Annotated in this window: 16 protein-coding genes; 11 read left to right on the top strand and 5 right to left on the bottom strand. The window is 32.4% G+C overall.

The window, feature by feature from the left end:
• Position 1: 1 nt before the first annotated feature.
• The 3 genes from rmuC to Q0856_RS04845 are packed head-to-tail and all read left to right on the top strand — an operon-like array spanning position 2 to position 2,310.
• Entirely contained in the window at positions 2-1,327 is a 1,326-nt protein-coding gene (rmuC, locus tag Q0856_RS04855; RefSeq protein ID WP_298476743.1) for a DNA recombination protein RmuC, read from the top strand.
• A 40-nt stretch (positions 1,328-1,367) separates the two neighbouring features.
• Positions 1,368-1,733 carry a 6-phosphogluconate dehydrogenase gene (locus tag Q0856_RS04850; protein ID WP_298503173.1) on the top strand — a complete coding sequence of 122 codons (366 nt, stop codon included), beginning with the start codon at positions 1,368-1,370 and terminating at the stop codon, positions 1,731-1,733.
• Between the two features lie 31 nt (positions 1,734-1,764).
• Entirely contained in the window at positions 1,765-2,310 is a 546-nt protein-coding gene (locus Q0856_RS04845) for an acyl-CoA thioesterase (protein ID WP_298503170.1), read from the top strand.
• A 1-nt stretch (position 2,311) separates the two neighbouring features.
• Here the strand turns inward: Q0856_RS04845 and pgl are convergent, their stop codons facing one another.
• Together pgl and zwf are read right to left on the bottom strand one after the other, a co-directional pair.
• Entirely contained in the window at positions 2,312-3,025 is a 714-nt protein-coding gene (pgl, locus tag Q0856_RS04840) for a 6-phosphogluconolactonase (protein WP_298503167.1), read from the bottom strand.
• Between the two features lie 41 nt (positions 3,026-3,066).
• Entirely contained in the window at positions 3,067-4,599 is a 1,533-nt protein-coding gene (gene zwf / locus Q0856_RS04835; protein ID WP_298503165.1) for a glucose-6-phosphate dehydrogenase, read from the bottom strand.
• Positions 4,600-4,878: 279 nt separating this feature from the next.
• On the opposite strand from zwf, the gene gndA reads away from it, so the two are divergent.
• From gndA to Q0856_RS04805, 6 genes are all read left to right on the top strand, one after another.
• Positions 4,879-6,288 carry an NADP-dependent phosphogluconate dehydrogenase gene (gene gndA, locus Q0856_RS04830; protein ID WP_298503164.1) on the top strand — a complete coding sequence of 470 codons (1,410 nt, stop codon included), beginning with the start codon at positions 4,879-4,881 and terminating at the stop codon, positions 6,286-6,288.
• Positions 6,289-6,316: 28 nt separating this feature from the next.
• The gene (locus tag Q0856_RS04825; protein ID WP_298503161.1) at positions 6,317-7,720 is read left to right on the top strand and encodes a helix-turn-helix domain-containing protein; all 1,404 of its coding nucleotides are present in this window, start codon (positions 6,317-6,319) and stop codon (positions 7,718-7,720) included.
• Positions 7,721-7,840: 120 nt separating this feature from the next.
• Positions 7,841-8,410, top strand: coding sequence for a hypothetical protein (locus Q0856_RS04820; RefSeq protein ID WP_298503159.1), 570 nt, complete (start codon positions 7,841-7,843; stop codon positions 8,408-8,410).
• Positions 8,411-8,432: 22 nt separating this feature from the next.
• The gene (locus tag Q0856_RS04815; protein ID WP_298503158.1) at positions 8,433-9,461 is read left to right on the top strand and encodes an OmpA family protein; all 1,029 of its coding nucleotides are present in this window, start codon (positions 8,433-8,435) and stop codon (positions 9,459-9,461) included.
• Positions 9,462-9,508: 47 nt separating this feature from the next.
• Entirely contained in the window at positions 9,509-9,850 is a 342-nt protein-coding gene (locus Q0856_RS04810; RefSeq protein ID WP_298503156.1) for a hypothetical protein, read from the top strand.
• A gap of 73 nt (positions 9,851-9,923) precedes the next feature.
• Entirely contained in the window at positions 9,924-10,274 is a 351-nt protein-coding gene (locus Q0856_RS04805; protein WP_298503155.1) for a ribose-5-phosphate isomerase, read from the top strand.
• A 59-nt stretch (positions 10,275-10,333) separates the two neighbouring features.
• Here the strand turns inward: Q0856_RS04805 and carB are convergent, their stop codons facing one another.
• Together carB and rpmH are read right to left on the bottom strand one after the other, a co-directional pair.
• On the bottom strand, positions 10,334-13,186 hold the full coding sequence (gene carB, locus Q0856_RS04800; RefSeq protein ID WP_298503153.1) for a carbamoyl-phosphate synthase large subunit: 2,853 nt from the start codon (positions 13,184-13,186) through the stop codon (positions 10,334-10,336).
• 94 nt (positions 13,187-13,280) lie between these two features.
• Positions 13,281-13,448 carry a 50S ribosomal protein L34 gene (rpmH, locus tag Q0856_RS04795; RefSeq protein ID WP_027067351.1) on the bottom strand — a complete coding sequence of 56 codons (168 nt, stop codon included), beginning with the start codon at positions 13,446-13,448 and terminating at the stop codon, positions 13,281-13,283.
• Positions 13,449-13,607: 159 nt separating this feature from the next.
• Between rpmH and Q0856_RS04790 the strand changes: the two genes are divergently transcribed.
• Together Q0856_RS04790 and Q0856_RS04785 are read left to right on the top strand one after the other, a co-directional pair.
• Positions 13,608-14,489, top strand: coding sequence for a DUF6263 family protein (locus Q0856_RS04790; RefSeq protein WP_298503151.1), 882 nt, complete (start codon positions 13,608-13,610; stop codon positions 14,487-14,489).
• A 3-nt stretch (positions 14,490-14,492) separates the two neighbouring features.
• Entirely contained in the window at positions 14,493-15,008 is a 516-nt protein-coding gene (locus tag Q0856_RS04785) for a DUF2892 domain-containing protein (protein ID WP_298476796.1), read from the top strand.
• 75 nt (positions 15,009-15,083) lie between these two features.
• On the opposite strand, the gene Q0856_RS04780 is transcribed toward Q0856_RS04785, so the two are convergent.
• Positions 15,084-16,034 carry a lytic transglycosylase domain-containing protein gene (locus Q0856_RS04780; protein ID WP_298503149.1) on the bottom strand — a complete coding sequence of 317 codons (951 nt, stop codon included), beginning with the start codon at positions 16,032-16,034 and terminating at the stop codon, positions 15,084-15,086.
• Positions 16,035-16,042: the final 8 nt, after the last annotated feature.

The following is a 16,042-nucleotide window of genomic DNA, read 5'->3' as shown; positions in this document are numbered from 1 at the left end:
CATGAACACATATTTTATTTTTATAATTATTGGATTAGTAGGTATTGCCATAGGTTACTTTTTGGGCAACTATATACAAACTCTTAAAACTAAATCTAGCCAGAGTACTCTGGAAGAAAGAGAAAAACAACTACAAAACAATTTATCTGCTATGGAAGCTAAGTTAGTAGATGAAGTAGAACATAAAAGACATTTGCAACAAGAAAAAGAACAAATGAGTAATCAGATTGTTCGCTATCAGTCCGATATAGAGAATTTACAAGAGAAAAACACAGTACAAAAAGAAGAAGTTGAAAAGCTTCAGGAAAAATTCACTAAAGAGTTTGAAAACTTAGCAAACAAAATTTTAGATGAAAAAAGTTTAAAATTTACGGAACAAAATCAAAAAAATATAAAGAATATTCTTTCTCCTTTACAAGATAAAATTCAATTATTCGAGAAAAAAGTCGAAGACAGTCAAAAAGAGAATATTAGTATTCATTCGGCACTAAAAGAACAACTTTTAAATCTTCAAAGTCAAAATTTAAAAATAACCCAAGAAGCAGAAAATTTAACCAAAGCCCTAAAAGGAGATAGTAAAATGCAAGGTAATTGGGGGGAATTGGTTTTAGAACGCGTTTTAGAAAAATCTGGATTAGAAAAAGACAGAGAATATACCGTACAACAAAGTTTTACTAGAGAAGACGGCTCCAGAGTGCTACCAGATGTTATTATTAACCTTCCGGACAGTAAAAAAATGATAGTTGACTCTAAAGTTTCTTTAACCGACTATGAACGCTATATCAATGCTGAAGAAGAGAACAAAGAAAAATTCTTAAAAGATCATATAAATTCTTTAAAAAGGCATGTAGACCAATTATCTGCAAAGAAATATGAAGACTTATACGCAATGGAAAGCCCTGACTTTGTACTAATGTTTGTACCTATTGAACCTGCCTTCGCCATTGCTGTAAATTCTGATAATGCGTTATACAATAAAGCTTTTGAGCAAAATATTGTTATTGTTACTCCTTCTACCCTATTAGCCACCTTACGTACAATTGATAGTATGTGGAATAACGAAAAACAACAACGAAATGCCATTGAAATTGCTAGACAAGCAGGGGCTTTATATGATAAATTCGAAGGTTTTACAAATGATTTGCTTAAAGTAGGTAAAAAGATTGATGAAGCTAAAGGGGAATATAAAGGCGCCATGAATAAACTGGTGGAAGGAAGAGGAAATATTATTACTAGTATAGAAAAGCTTAAAAAAATGGGTGCTAAAGCCAAAAAATCTATTCCAGAACCTTTATTAAAAAGAGCACAAGAAGATGATTTTAAATAACCACGAATTAAATACTACACAAACGAGAAATTACCTACAAATGAAAAAGATTATTAGCCTTATTATCCTAAGTATTGTTGTTGTATTAGCTGCCTATTACGCTTTTATTTATTTTGTTCCTTACAGCGAAGGTGTTCGTTCGGGAGAACTCATAAAAATAAGTAGAAAAGGAGTAATGGCAAAAACATGGGAAGGAGAAATTAGCCAAGGAATTTCTGGCGCTCAAATTTTCTCTTTTTCTGTATTAGACAAAGACAAAGAAGTAATTAGAAAGCTAAAAGAATACCAAGGAAAGTATGTAAAATTGGTATATGTTGAGCGTTATGCTACTTTCTTTTGGCTAGGAGATACGAAGTATTTTATTACGGAAGTAGAATCCGAAAAATCACCACATTTTGGTAATTAAAAGCCATAACATTCTTCACAAAAATAATTACATGAAAAAGTATAAAAACACTAAAGACTCTAGAGTTTCTATAACAGAGTTAATGTTACCATCACATTCTAATTTTAGTGGAAAAGTGCATGGAGGACATATTTTAAATTTAATGGATCAAATAGCTTTTGCATGTGCCTCCAAGCATTCGCAACACTATTGCGTAACAGCATCTGTAAACAAAGTAGATTTTTTAAACCCTATTGAAGTAGGTGAATTAGTTACGCTAAAAGCCTCTGTAAATTATACCGGAAAAACTTCTATGGTTGTTGGCGTTAGAGTAGAATCTGAAAACATTACTACGGGGGTTAAAAAACACTGCAATTCTTCCTACTTTACTATGGTAGCCAAAGGGCCTAAGGGAGAAAATGTAGACATTCCTGGATTAATAATTGATTCTGAGCAAGGAATACGTCGTTTTTCCAGAAGCTTAAAGCGCAAAGAACAGGCTATTAAAAGAAAAAGCAGCTTTAAAGCTTCTCAATTTAAAATAGAAGAGCATTTAGAGCTGCTAGATAATGAAAATGTAAAATTAGATTTAAACTAATTTACACATCTATTTTTTGAGCGGCATCAACATCTAAAAACCATATTAATTTTTCTGATTTTGGTGCCACCAAACTCGCTGGATAATCTGTATATGAGCCGTTTTTATTTAAAATTTCGGTTACTTTATCCTTTTTATTTTCTCCTGTTACCAAAAAAACTACTTCTTTGGCATTATTTATTACCTTACCGGTAATAGTAATTCTTTTTTGCCCAGAATCTGGATGAACGGCGACTTCACAGTTATTCTCTGAATTCCATAAATGTATCTCATGTGGAAATATCGATGCTGTATGCCCGTCATCTCCCATGCCTAAAACAACCAAATCGAACTTAGGAAAATTGTTTTCTCTAGGCAAAAGAGCATCTAATAAATTACTGTATCTTACTGCTTCTTTCAGGGGTTCATTTTCTCCAAGAACACGATGTATATTTTCTTCTGGTATATTTATTTTAGAAATTAAATGAGAAACAGTCATCTTGTAATTGCTTTCATTATCCGAGGGGGATACACAGCGTTCATCTCCCCAATATAAATGAACTCCACTCCAATCTATTTCTAAAAAGTTAGTTGCCAATTCATCAAAAACAATTTTTGGTGTACTGCCACCAGATAACGCAATATGTAAATTCTTTTTTTTTCCTATCAAATTAGAAAAATATGTGGAAAACCGTATTGCAACCTCTTCCTTTGTATTATATATATTTAATTTCATTCTTAACTCTATTCTTTATTCTTTTTTTCAATATAAAACATTTAACAAATAACGCAATAGCTAGGATCGTCTACTAAATTAGCTCCCGGGTTTCTCCAAATTCCTGTGCCATCTATAAGGTCATCCGCATTTTCCGGACCCCAAGCACCTGCAGAGTAACCATACATTCGAACATCCTTTCCGTTCTTCCAGTAGTTTAAAATTGGGTCTACAAATTTCCAAGCAGCTTCCACTTCATCGGCTCTTGCATAAAGGGTAGCATCGCCCTGCATGGCATCTAACAACAACCGCTCATAAGCTTCCATAACATTGGTCTCTTCTAAATCGGAATAATAGAAATCTAAATTAGCACGTTCTACTTTAAAACCTTGACCCGGCACTTTAACTCCAAACTTAACCAAAATACCTTCATCTGGCTGAATACGGATAATTAGTTTATTATCTTTATTCAATGCATCAGAATCTTGAAAAATTTGATGATGAGGAGCTTTAAAATGAATAACTACTTCTGTTACTTTGGTTGGCATTCTTTTTGCCGTTCGCACATAAAAAGGAACATCTTTCCAACGCCAATTATCCACAAAAAATTTAATCGCGGCATATGTTTCTGTTGTAGATTCAGGATTTACACCCTCTTCTTCTCTATATCCATTTATCGTTTTACCTCCTACATTAGAGCTTATATATTGCGCTCTAATAGTATTTTGCTTTATGGTTTCTTCGTCTCGCATTATTCGTAAAGACCGTAATGCCTTTACTTTTTCATTGCGTATTTCCCTAGAATTTGCCGCTATTGGTGGTTCCATTACAATTAAAGAAACTATTTGTAATAAATGATTTTGAAACATATCTCGCAAAGCTCCAGAATTATCATAATAACCTCCCCGTACACCTACTCCTACTTTTTCTGCATTGGTAATCTCAATATAATCTATATAATTTCTATTCCATAGAGGTTCAAAGATGCTATTAGCAAAACGAGTAACTAGTAAATTTTGTACTGTTTCCTTTCCTAAATAATGATCTATTCGATATATCTGAGATTCCTTAAAATAATTTTGAATTCCTTTATTTAACTTTTGCGCACTTTCTAAATTATAACCAAAAGGCTTTTCCACAATTAAGCGTTTAAAACCTTGAGTTTCATCATTAAGGTTCTGATTTGCCAAATTCTTAGAAATAGCTTCAAATAAATTAGGCGGAGTAGACAAATAAAAGATATAGTTTTCCTCTGTATTATACGCTGAATTAAGGTCTGATATTTTTTTAGCCAATTTCTCGTAATTTGTATCATAATTTTCCCCTAGATCCTCGTAGTAAATCTTTTTAGAAAATGTATCAATTAGCCCATAATCTTTAACCGTAACTTTTTCTTTCAGGTATTCACTCTCTAAAACAACTTTTTCTCTAAATTCTATGTCTGTTAAATTACTTCTACTAACTCCTAACACAACGAAATTTTCTGGCACATGACTATCTCTAAAAAGATTAAAAAGTGCAGGCACTAATTTTCTTGCCGTTAAGTCTCCAGAAGCTCCAAAAATAATGAGCATTTGATTTTTTGTATCATTCATAATCTAAATTCAGACTATTTTTTATGGTTCATAAATAGCCAAAACTACTCCTTAAGGCTACTATTATATTTGATTGCGAAAAATAAACATTATTCCGTAATAAGGCATAATGCTTATTAAAATAGATGCAATAAATACCTATTTAAAACAACTTTCTCCATATAGTTTCAAAAATGTAAATAATTCTAAAACTAATTTTTTTCTCTTACTTTTGATTTGCTTTTCATCTGAAGAGTGAACACCATTAAATAAAAATTACAAGCCTTAGAATAGAATAAAATGGAAAAAGCATACGATTTTGGATTAGTAGGACTAGGAGTTATGGGACGCAATTTTATACTAAACGTGGCGGATAACGGCTTTTCTGCTTTTGGCCATGACTTAGATACTGAAAAAGTATTAGCGCTTAAGGAAGAAGGTGCAGTTAACCCTAATACAATAATAGACGCTTCTTCGGATGCCGCTACCTTCATTAAAGCTCTATCAAAGCCAAGAAAAGTTATGTTACTGGTTCCTGCCGGAAAAATTGTAGATGCTGTTATAGATGGCTTACTACCTCTTTTAGATAAAGAAGACATTATCATTGATGGCGGAAATTCTTTTTTTACAGATACTGATCGTAGGGAAGCATATTTAGCGGAAAAAGGAATACACTTTTTTGGCTCTGGAGTTTCGGGCGGCGCAAAAGGAGCTCGTTTAGGGCCAAGTATTATGCCTGGCGGTAACAGAGAAGCTTACCAACATGTAAAACCTATTTTCGAGGCTGTTTCTGCAAAATACCAGGGGGAGCCGTGCGTGGCATATTTAGGTCCAAAATCCGCAGGTAATTACGTAAAAATGGTGCATAATGGTATTGAATATGGACTAATGCAACTTACTTCTGAAATATATGATTTATTAAAAAAAGGCGGCGATTTTAATAATAAAGAATTGCACCAAACCTATAGCTCGTGGAATACTGGTAGGTTACAATCATTTTTAGTAGAAATAACTTCAGAAATTTTTAAACAAAAAGATGAAATTACAGATGGTGATCTTGTAGATAAAATATTGGATAAAGCCAAGCAAAAAGGAACTGGGAAATGGACTAGCCAAAATGCCATGGATTTAGGCATTCCTGTACCTTCTATTGACATTGCCGTTAGTATGCGAGAAATTTCTGCTTTAAAAGAAGAGCGCGTACATGCAGATAATCTCTATAGCCGTCCTGCTATAACTCATATGAACAAAAAGGAACTGGAAAAGCTAGCGGAAGAAGCTCTGTACTTTGCATTTATTATTACCTATGCGCAAGGACTACATCAACTTGCAGATGCTTCGAAAGAGTATGGCTATAATTTAAACATTGCGGAAATAGCTAAAATATGGCGTGCAGGTTGCATTATTAGAGCGGGGTTGTTAGCAGATATTACGGAAGCTTTTAATGAAGATAGCCAATTACCTAATTTATTACTTTCTCCCTCTTTTATTACTAAGGTACAAGAAACTGTAGGCTCAGCAAGAAAATTAGTGGCTTACGCCGCTACGAATGGAATTCCAGTTCCTGGTCTTTCTAATTCTTTAACTTATTTTGATGCGTATACCTCTAACCGTTTACCTTTAAATTTAATACAAGCGCAAAGAGATCATTTTGGGTCGCATACCTACGAGAGAGTAGATAAGCCAGGAATATTCCATACGGATTGGTAGTAAAAATACCTCCCCCTTTATTTACATTATGACTCCAAAATGCCAACATTTTTTATGTATTATCCTTATAAGTCTATTGACTAGTTCCGTTACTAGTCAGGACACTATTCAGCAAAAAATAAATTATTACATATCGCAGGTAAAATTAGACTCCGCTAAAACATATATTAAAGCTAATTTAGCTGATAAAAACCATATAAATTATAAGAATAAACTTAACTATCAACTAGTAAAAGTTCTATTTATGCAATCTTCCTATGAAGAAGCTTTACAGCATGCTTTTAGTTCTATAGATAACATAGAAAACGAAAATGAAAAAGTTAATTTTAATTTTTTAATAGGTTGTATTTACTCCGCGATAAAAGATTATAAGAAATCTATAGAATACTTTAATCTAGTTGTTAATTATGGTGATTCTCCTTCTTTAAAAGTTCAAACATACCTATTGCTATCAGAACTTCATGTGGATTTAAACGATTCTATCTCTGCAGAAAAGCAACTTACTAAGGCGTATAAAATTACGAAGAACAATAATCTAAATAGTAAGATAACGGATCACGTTTCTATGGTTTATAGTTTTTTTAAAAAGAACTATGAAATATGTAAACAACAAAATATTAAAACCATTAAGGATACCACTAGTTTTTTAAACACCAGAAGTTATGCCTATTCTATGATAGGAGACTGTTTAATAAAACAAGACTCGCTTAATGAAGCAAGTATATATTTCGAAAAATTTTTAAAACTTACTTTTGAAACAAAAGATCCTGAACAAATTAAGGTCGCAGCAAAAAAACTTATTGTAGTTTACGAAAAATTAGGCAAGCAAGAAAAAGCCAATACCTATCATAAAATATATAATGAGGCCAAAGATGATTCTTTAAGCTTTTCTGTAGAGAAATATAGAGATATGTATACTATTGAAAAAGATAGAGAACTGGCAAATGCCAAATCTGCTAGAATCAAAAAGAATTATATTATCGGTGGTCTTTCAGTAATTTTTATATTTATAGCTTTTTATTTTAATACTAAACGTAAAAACTCTAAAAAATCACCAACCAAGAAGATTGTCATAAATAACAGTGAAATCGAAAAAATAGATAGTGCCATTGAAACGCTAAAATCTAAACAACAATTTTTAAAGGCCAATATTAGCAGAAAATCTTTTTGTACAAAATATGATATAAAATCTGAGCGCTATTTAAGTGAATATATTAATGATAAATACAAAAAGTCCTTTACCGTTTTTTTGAATGACTTAAGAATTGAATTTGCTCATGATCGTCTTTTAAATGACCACCAATTTAGAAATTATAAGATTGAAGAGATTGCTAAAGAGTGCGGTTTTGGTTCCAAAAAGAGTTTTGAAAGAGCTTTCATAACAAAATATAACCAAACACCATTTAAATTCATTACCACCTTAAGCAACTAGTTATCGGTTAATTACAAAAGGTCAATTCGAGAAATGACGCAACATCATGCAAAAACAACTCTCTCCGTTACACTAGGTTCGCTACATTTTATAATAGTTTTGCGCAAAACAAATTAATTCATGAAGTCCGCACTACTATTACCTATTTTACTATTCTCATTTATTTCTTGTAGCACAAACAATGATGATCAATCGGAAAAAGAGATTGAATCTGAAGATTATTACAATTGTACTAATTTTTTTGACCAAGGAAATTATACTAATTATTGCACTATTGATACGGAGTTAGTAAATATATTTGACTCCACCATTGATGGCAATGGAACTGTTTGTAACTATATAATACCACCTTTAAATGAAATTACGGAAGTTGCAACCGCTGTAGGTTTTTTATCCTATGAATCTACTAGTATTACTATAGGTAATTTTGATTTTAGAAATGAAAAAGCCCAAAGTGATGCAGATGCAGATGATCTAATTTTTTATTCTGAAATTAATATTGGAGACCATAACGGTTATATCATTGAAGGAAATTACGCCAACTACAGAAAATCAATAGTAATACAATATAAAAACGTTATTGTAAGCGTTACTGTAATATATTTTAAAGATCATTTCCTTACAGAACCATGTAATTACAGTACAGAGGAGATGACTAAACTCATGACGAAGGTTCTCGAGAATATGTAATTATATAAAAACTAAATCATCTATGAAGATTATTTTTTCAATTATTTTATCCTTAGCAACATTTTTAGGCTTTTCACAAGAACGTTCCATCTGCCCAGATGTAGAAGGAGCAATAAACCATCCTCTTATAGAGAAGTACAATAACAGCTGTATAGTAGTATATACAGAATCGAAATTTAATTCCGTTACTTTTCCTATTTCAAAAATAAATTCTAACCAAGGAGCACCAAAAGAAATAACAGAGGAAGGTAAGGTAGTTAATATCATTTACGGTATTGAAAATTCTTCTAGAGCTACTACTCTTGAAGTGCAAAAAAACTATGAATTAGCCTTAAAACATGGGGGTTTTGAAATAATATATTCTGCTTTTGGCAGAAAGAATATTTCTGGTTCGTATAGAATTCAAAATGCCTATAAATCCTTAGCCGATGTGTCCTATATTACAGAATACCAATACCAAAAACCTAAAAGCTATTTTAAGTTTGCAATGACTCATCATAATAGTAATATAGATAGCGATGATGCGTTTTTTGTAGCTAAAGGTAAAAAAGATGGAAAAATGTACACTTTAGCATTATTCATACATTACAATAGATCTTCTTGGGAGGGATTAAAGGATAATATTTTTGTAATGACCCAGATTGTAGAACAAGAAGATATGGAAACAGGACAAGTTTCTGCAGCATCAATTGAAGAAAAAATAAAGAATGAAGGAAAAGAAGTCTTTCATAATATTTTGTTTGATTTTGGAAGCGCCGATTTAACACTTGAATCCTATGCAATTATAGAAACACTCTCTACCTATTTAAAAGGAAATCCTAATCAGAAATATTATATAGTTGGTCATACAGACAATGTAGGGGCATTACCAACAAACCAAACTCTTTCCGAAAAAAGAGCTTTAGCAGTTTTAGAAACATTGACTTCAAAATATGGCGTAAAAAAAGACCAAATATCTGCTCATGGCGTAGGTCAGCTTTCGCCACTCGCAATTAATAGTACAGAAGAAGGCAGAGCACTAAACCGCCGCGTTGAAGTTGTTTTAAAATAAGTTTAAAAAACCAATTTCATCATGCTAAACCATCTCAAAACATTAAAATGAAACAATTATATACTCGTAAAACCAAATCAATTTTAACCGCAGTACTTTCTGTTCTCCTACTGTCACTTTTAACGCAGTGTTCAAAAAATCCGCTTAAATGTGCTACTGGAAGTTGGGCTCGCGATATAACTGATGATTTAGAGGCGTTTTCTAATGCTTCTCAAAATTATAATAAAAACCCGACAGTAGAAAATTGTAACACCTACAAATCGGCTTTAAGTAATTATTTAAATTCTTTAGAAGACCTAGATAATTGTTATGCAGGAATATCTGATTTTGATAGTGAACTTAAATCCGCTAGAGAAGAACGAGATGAAATAGATTGTTCGGAAAACTAGATGTTTATTATTTTTTGCTTTAAAGTGCAGTAAAGAATATTTTTACATCCTAATCTTTCTAAGATTTAGGATTATGCCAAAAACTATATATCATGTTTATGTTATAGAACTTTCTAAAAAGGTCTTCACTGAAAACCGAAAGTTTCGAGAAGCAAACCCACAGTTTAATGGGGTTTTAGAATGTTTGTATGTAGGCATAACAAGTAAAACACCAAAAGAGCGTTTTGAGCAACACAAAACCGGATACGTTAATAAAAAAGGATATAAACTTTCTGCAAACATTGTACAGAAATACGGACTATATCTCCGTGGTAGCTTGTTTCAGCACATCGACCCGGTAATAACGCGAAAAGAAGCTCTAATAATAGAAGAAAATTTAGCTTTAGAACTAAGGCGACAAGGCTACGCCGTATGGTTTAATTGATAAAAAAAATCCAAGTTTCAAAATTGAAACTTGGATTTTTTGATTTAAATCTACTTTATTTATTTTGACAAGTACATCTTTCTTCTAGAATAAAGGTTGTAAAACTCATCATCTTTTAAACTATCAATAAACAAGATGCTTTCTCCAGTACTCTTCATTTCTGGCCCTAAGTTCTTATTTACATTCGGGAATTTATTAAAAGAGAATACAGGTTGTTTAATTGCATACCCTTCTAATTGAGGATTAAAGTTAAAATCTTTCAATTTCTTATCCCCTATCATCACCTTAGTAGCAAAATTAACATAAGGTTCTTTATATGCTTTTGCAATAAAAGGAACTGTCCTAGATGCTCTTGGGTTAGCCTCTATTATATAAACTGTATCATCTTTAATAGCAAACTGAATATTAATAAGCCCTACTGTATTCAATGCCAAAGCAATTTTTTTAGTATGGTCTTTTATTTGCTGCATTACAAACTCTCCTAAATTAAAGGGAGGTAATGTAGAGTTACTATCCCCGGAATGCACACCACAAGGCTCTATATGCTCCATTATACCAATAATATAAACATCTTCCCCATCGCAAATAGCATCTGCTTCTGCCTCTATCGCTCCATCTAAATAATGATCTAATAGCAGTTTATTTCCTGGAATAGATTTTAATAAATTAACAACATGCTCCTCTAACTCTTCTTTGTTAATTACAATTTTCATTCCTTGCCCACCTAATACATAAGATGGCCTAATTAATAACGGAAAATCTAAATCATCTGCTAAGGTAGAAGCTTCATCAGCTGTTTCTGCAATTCCGAATTTAGGGAATGGTATTTTTAAATCGGTTAGCAAATCAGAGAAACGCCCTCTGTCCTCTGCTAAATCTAAAGCATTAAAGCTAGTTCCAATAATTTTTACACCGTATTTCTCTAATTTCTCAGCTAATTTTAAAGCGGTTTGCCCACCTAACTGAACTATAACACCTTCTGGTTTCTCATGACGAATTATATCATAAATATGCTCCCAAAATACCGGCTCAAAATACAACTTATCTGCAGTATCAAAATCGGTAGAAACTGTTTCTGGATTACAGTTAATCATAATAGTTTCATAACCACATTCTGCAGCAGCTAAAACGCCGTGAACACAACAATAGTCGAACTCTATCCCTTGTCCAATTCTATTTGGTCCTGAACCAAGTACTACAATTTTCTTTTTATCCGTAACCTCACTATCATTAGCTACATAGCGCTCCCCTAATGGCGTTTCTATTTCTGCTTCAAATGTAGAGTAATAATAAGGAGTCATAGCTTTAAACTCAGCCGCACAGGTATCTACAAGTTTGTAAACCCTATTAATATTCATTTCTACTCTCTTATTATACACTTCACTTTCATAGCAATCTAGCATATGTGCTATTTGTCTGTCTGCAAAACCTTTTTGTTTTGCCTCCAACATTAAATCTTTGGTTAAAGATGCTATAGTATATGTAGATATTTCTTTTTCTAAAAAGTGCAGCTCTTCATATTGCTTTAAGAACCACATATCTATCTTTGTGATTTCATGGATTCTACTTAATGGAATTCCAATCTGAATAGCATCGTAAATAACAAATACCCTGTCCCAACTAGGAATAGTTAGTTTACTTATTATCTTTTCGTAATCTCTATAACCTTTACCATCTGCCCCTAAACCATTTCTTTTAATTTCTAAAGACTGAGTTGCTTTATGTAATGCTTCTTGGAAAGAGCGCCCAATACCCATAACTTCTCCAACAGATTTCATCTGCAAGCCTAAAGTACGGTCAGAACCTTCAAATTTATCAAAATTCCAACGAGGTATTTTTACAATAACATAATCTAAAGTAGGCTCAAATAAAGCAGAAGTAGATTTTGTTATTTGATTATCCAATTCATTTAAATTATATCCTATAGCTAATTTAGTTGCTATTTTAGCAATAGGATAACCTGTTGCTTTTGATGCTAAAGCAGAAGAACGCGATACTCTTGGATTAATTTCTATAGCTATAATATCTTCATTTTCGTCTGGACTTACCGCAAATTGCACATTACAACCTCCTGCAAAATCTCCAATACTACGCATCATATGTATAGCCATATCACGCATTTTTTGATAAGTCTTATCCGATAGTGTCATAGCCGGAGCCACTGTAATAGAATCTCCTGTATGAATTCCCATTGGATCCATATTCTCTATAGCGCAAATAATAACTACGTTATCATTTTTATCTCTCAATAATTCTAACTCGTACTCCTTCCACCCCATCAGGGCTTTATCTATCATTACCTCATGAATTGGCGATACTTCTAAACCAACACTAAGCAACTCATCAAAATCCTCTGGCTTATATACAATAGAAGCTCCTGCTCCACCTAGGGTATAAGAAGCTCTAATTACTAAAGGAAAACCAAATTCTTGTGCTATTTCTTTTCCTTTTAAAAAAGAAGTTGCCGTTGCTTGCGGAGCCATACCAACCCCTATTTTAAGCATTAATTCGCGAAATTGCTCTCTATCTTCCGTTATATTAATAGCGTCTATATCTACTCCAATAAGCTCTACATTGAAATCTTCCCATATTCCTTTTTCATCCGCCTCGATACATAAATTTAAAGCCGTTTGCCCTCCCATTGTAGGTAAAACTGCATCAATATTGGGATGCTTCTTTAAAATTTCGATAATAGACTTTGTAGTAAGTGGTTTTAAATAAACATGATCTGCCATAGACGGATCTGTCATAATTGTTGCTGGGTTACTATTAATTAAAACAGTTTCAATTCCATCGTCACGAAGTGAACGTAAGGACTGGGAACCAGCATAATCGAACTCACAGGCCTGCCCTATAACTATTGGGCCAGAACCAATTAATAAAATGCATTTTAAATCTTCTCTTTTTGGCATGGTACTACTTTATATGTATATCTAAAATTTGGTCAAAAAAAAGGTGCTACTCTTAAAAAAGTAACACCTTAATATTTTTAAAATAATAAAATCATTATTTCTTATGTCTTGTCTCAGATGAAACAGTCAACTTCTTTCTTCCTTTAGCTCTTCTTCGAGCAAGAACTTTTCTTCCATTTACAGAAGCCATACGCTCTCTGAAACCATGTTTATTCTTTCTCTTACGCTTTGATGGCTGATATGTTCTTTTTTGTCCCGGCATTTTTTAATCCTTTTTGTTATTTTCAAAATCACGGTCCTAACCGTAAAATATGGGCGCAAATATACAAAGAGTTTTTGCTTTGACAAATCTAATTAAAAAAATATTTAGGATTGTTTTTATTACTTTTGCCAGAATAATTTTTTTCAAAAGCATTTTATAATGAAACACCTTGCCCTGCTCCTCACTTTATCGCTGTTTAGTACTAGTTTACTAGGGCAAAATAAATTAGGGTACCACCTTGAAAAAAATTACGTATTTACTATAAAACAAGACGCCCAACAAATAATAACACAAGAATTGGATGGTGCATCGCATGTTTTAACCAATGAGATTAGTGGTATTTTAGAATTTACTGTGGAAAACATGGTAGGTAATAACTATGAATTATCTATGGTTTTTAAAGATTTAAATTTAAAAATATCTTCAAGCATTCAAGGAGAATTAATGAATGTACAAGCTAAAGAGATAAAAGAAGGTGATATGCAATCTAAAATATTTCATAGTCTTTTAAACACCCCAGTTAAAATGATTTTAGCCAAAACCGGAGATATCTTGGAAGTTACCGGAGGAGATAGTCTAGTAACTAGAATGACGAAGGCATCTGGGCTAGAAGATGATTTTTCTAAAAATATGATGAAAAAATCATTAGAAAAAGAATTCGGTTCCGATGCTCTTTCAAAAAGTTACGAGCAAATGACTTTTATTTACCCTACAGTAGAAACAAATATTGGCGATTCTTGGGAAAATAAATATGAAGGAAAACTTAGTACCACCAACACTTGGACTTTAAAAAACCTCACTAAGGACACAACCACTATAACTGGGACCGCAGATGTTGTAATGAACATTACCGAACCAGCAACCACTATGAACCTTACAGGTACGCAAAGTACACTTATTACCGCTAATCCAAACAATGGAGTGCTCATAAAAATGACTGTTGAAGGAGATACCAAAGGAGTTTCTACCATGGTTCAAATGTCTGATCAAGAAATACCTACCACAATAAAATCTACAATAACCTACGAATTAATACAATAAAAAATGTTCAACAAAAATCTTAAACTTGTAATTGCCGCTTTAATAATAGCTTACGCTGTTTACCAATTTATTGAAGGAAATATAGGGAACGGAATTTCCCTTATTTTACTTTCCTCTATTTTCATTTTTCTATATTTTAGAAATGAAATTATACTATTGTCTTTTTTAAGAATGCGAAAACAAGATTTAGCTGGGACCGAAAAATGGCTTTCTAAAATTAAAAATCCTGAAGCAGCTCTTACAGTAAAACAACAAGGTTACTTTAACTATTTACATGGAATAATAAATTCGCAAACCAACTTAACTAAAGCGGAAAAGTTCTTTAAAAAAGCAATAAAATTAGGTTTAACCATGGATTATGATTTAGCAATGGCTAAACTAAGCCTCGCTGGTATTGCAATGCAAAAAAGAAGAAAAAGAGAAGCTACTATGTTATTGAGTGAAGCAAAAAAATTAGATAAGAATAGTATGCTAAAAGATCAGATAAAAATGATGCAGCAGCAAATGAAAAAAATCTAGTTTAGTTTCCTTTTATATAAAACAATAAAGGCTCCCACTGGGAGCCTTTATTGTTTTGTACCTGCTTAAACACATCTACTTGGTCTTATAATATCCTTTATTAGGAATCTCCAAAACATACTTTTTACGAGAAGCATTATTTAAATGAGCTTCCCTTAACCAAGGATTATGACGTTTTAAAATCTTATAATTAATTTCGTACTTGGCTGCAAAATTTGCGAAGTTAGTTACTGGCTCCTCTAACTCTACTTTAAAAGTAGGTATAGCCTTGTACATGTCTTCCTTTTTAATATCAAACCCGTATTTATCAGGATTAGATAATATTTCTTTAATAGCCATTATTCTAAATACATATCTACCAGTTTCCTGCCCCAATAACAAATCATAATAACCATCTACCTTTTGGATACCTAAATATTTATTAATTGCACCAGGTCCTGCATTATAAGCAGCAGCTGTAAGCGTCCAACTACCATATTTCTTATACCATCTATTTAAATAGTTACAAGCTACTTGTGTAGATTTCTCTAGATGATACCTTTCATCTACATTAGAGTTAATTTCCAAACCATATTCCTTACCTGTTCCCTTCATAATCTGCCAAAAACCAGTAGCCCCTGCATGAGAAACTACATTAGTAAGCGCACTTTCTGCAACCGCTAAGTATTTAAAATCATCCGGAATTCCATTTTTAGCTAAAATAGGTTCAATTACTGGAAAATATTTGTTCGCTCTTTTCATTAATAGCAAAGCATTAGATTGCCAATAGGTATTTACCAAAAACTCGCGATCTACGCGTTCTAAAATTTCAGGATCTTCTTGCGGAACAGGTTCTCCTGCAAAATTTAAATCCGCAGGTATATCAATAGCCTTTATTCTATATTCAGATGCAACATGAGTCTCTGGCTCTTCACTAATGATTTTTTTAGTCTCTTCTATTTTACTTTCGTCTTGTACCGCAAAAATTAATGTGCTAACAACAAAAACTACTCCTAAAAACATTAATATATTCTTTATAATCTTCATAACCTATC

This window comes from uncultured Maribacter sp. (assembly GCF_947496775.1).
Lineage (GTDB): Bacteria > Bacteroidota > Bacteroidia > Flavobacteriales > Flavobacteriaceae > Maribacter_B.
Note: the sequence above shows the minus strand (reverse complement) of the source record. Positions and strands in the feature narration are given on the sequence as shown.

Excerpts from the sequence above, each read along its gene's own strand:
- rmuC (WP_298476743.1), top strand. The coding sequence starts at position 2 with ATGAACACATATTTTATTTTTATAATTATTGGATTAGTAGGTATTGCC.
- Q0856_RS04850 (WP_298503173.1), top strand. The coding sequence starts at position 1,368 with ATGAAAAAGATTATTAGCCTTATTATCCTAAGTATTGTTGTTGTATTA.
- Q0856_RS04845 (WP_298503170.1), top strand. The coding sequence starts at position 1,765 with ATGAAAAAGTATAAAAACACTAAAGACTCTAGAGTTTCTATAACAGAG.
- pgl (WP_298503167.1), bottom strand. The coding sequence starts at position 3,025 with ATGAAATTAAATATATATAATACAAAGGAAGAGGTTGCAATACGGTTT.
- zwf (WP_298503165.1), bottom strand. The coding sequence starts at position 4,599 with ATGAATGATACAAAAAATCAAATGCTCATTATTTTTGGAGCTTCTGGA.
- gndA (WP_298503164.1), top strand. The coding sequence starts at position 4,879 with ATGGAAAAAGCATACGATTTTGGATTAGTAGGACTAGGAGTTATGGGA.
- Q0856_RS04825 (WP_298503161.1), top strand. The coding sequence starts at position 6,317 with ATGACTCCAAAATGCCAACATTTTTTATGTATTATCCTTATAAGTCTA.
- Q0856_RS04820 (WP_298503159.1), top strand. The coding sequence starts at position 7,841 with ATGAAGTCCGCACTACTATTACCTATTTTACTATTCTCATTTATTTCT.
- Q0856_RS04815 (WP_298503158.1), top strand. The coding sequence starts at position 8,433 with ATGAAGATTATTTTTTCAATTATTTTATCCTTAGCAACATTTTTAGGC.
- Q0856_RS04810 (WP_298503156.1), top strand. The coding sequence starts at position 9,509 with ATGAAACAATTATATACTCGTAAAACCAAATCAATTTTAACCGCAGTA.
- Q0856_RS04805 (WP_298503155.1), top strand. The coding sequence starts at position 9,924 with ATGCCAAAAACTATATATCATGTTTATGTTATAGAACTTTCTAAAAAG.
- carB (WP_298503153.1), bottom strand. The coding sequence starts at position 13,186 with ATGCCAAAAAGAGAAGATTTAAAATGCATTTTATTAATTGGTTCTGGC.
- rpmH (WP_027067351.1), bottom strand. The coding sequence starts at position 13,448 with ATGCCGGGACAAAAAAGAACATATCAGCCATCAAAGCGTAAGAGAAAG.
- Q0856_RS04790 (WP_298503151.1), top strand. The coding sequence starts at position 13,608 with ATGAAACACCTTGCCCTGCTCCTCACTTTATCGCTGTTTAGTACTAGT.
- Q0856_RS04785 (WP_298476796.1), top strand. The coding sequence starts at position 14,493 with ATGTTCAACAAAAATCTTAAACTTGTAATTGCCGCTTTAATAATAGCT.
- Q0856_RS04780 (WP_298503149.1), bottom strand. The coding sequence starts at position 16,034 with ATGAAGATTATAAAGAATATATTAATGTTTTTAGGAGTAGTTTTTGTT.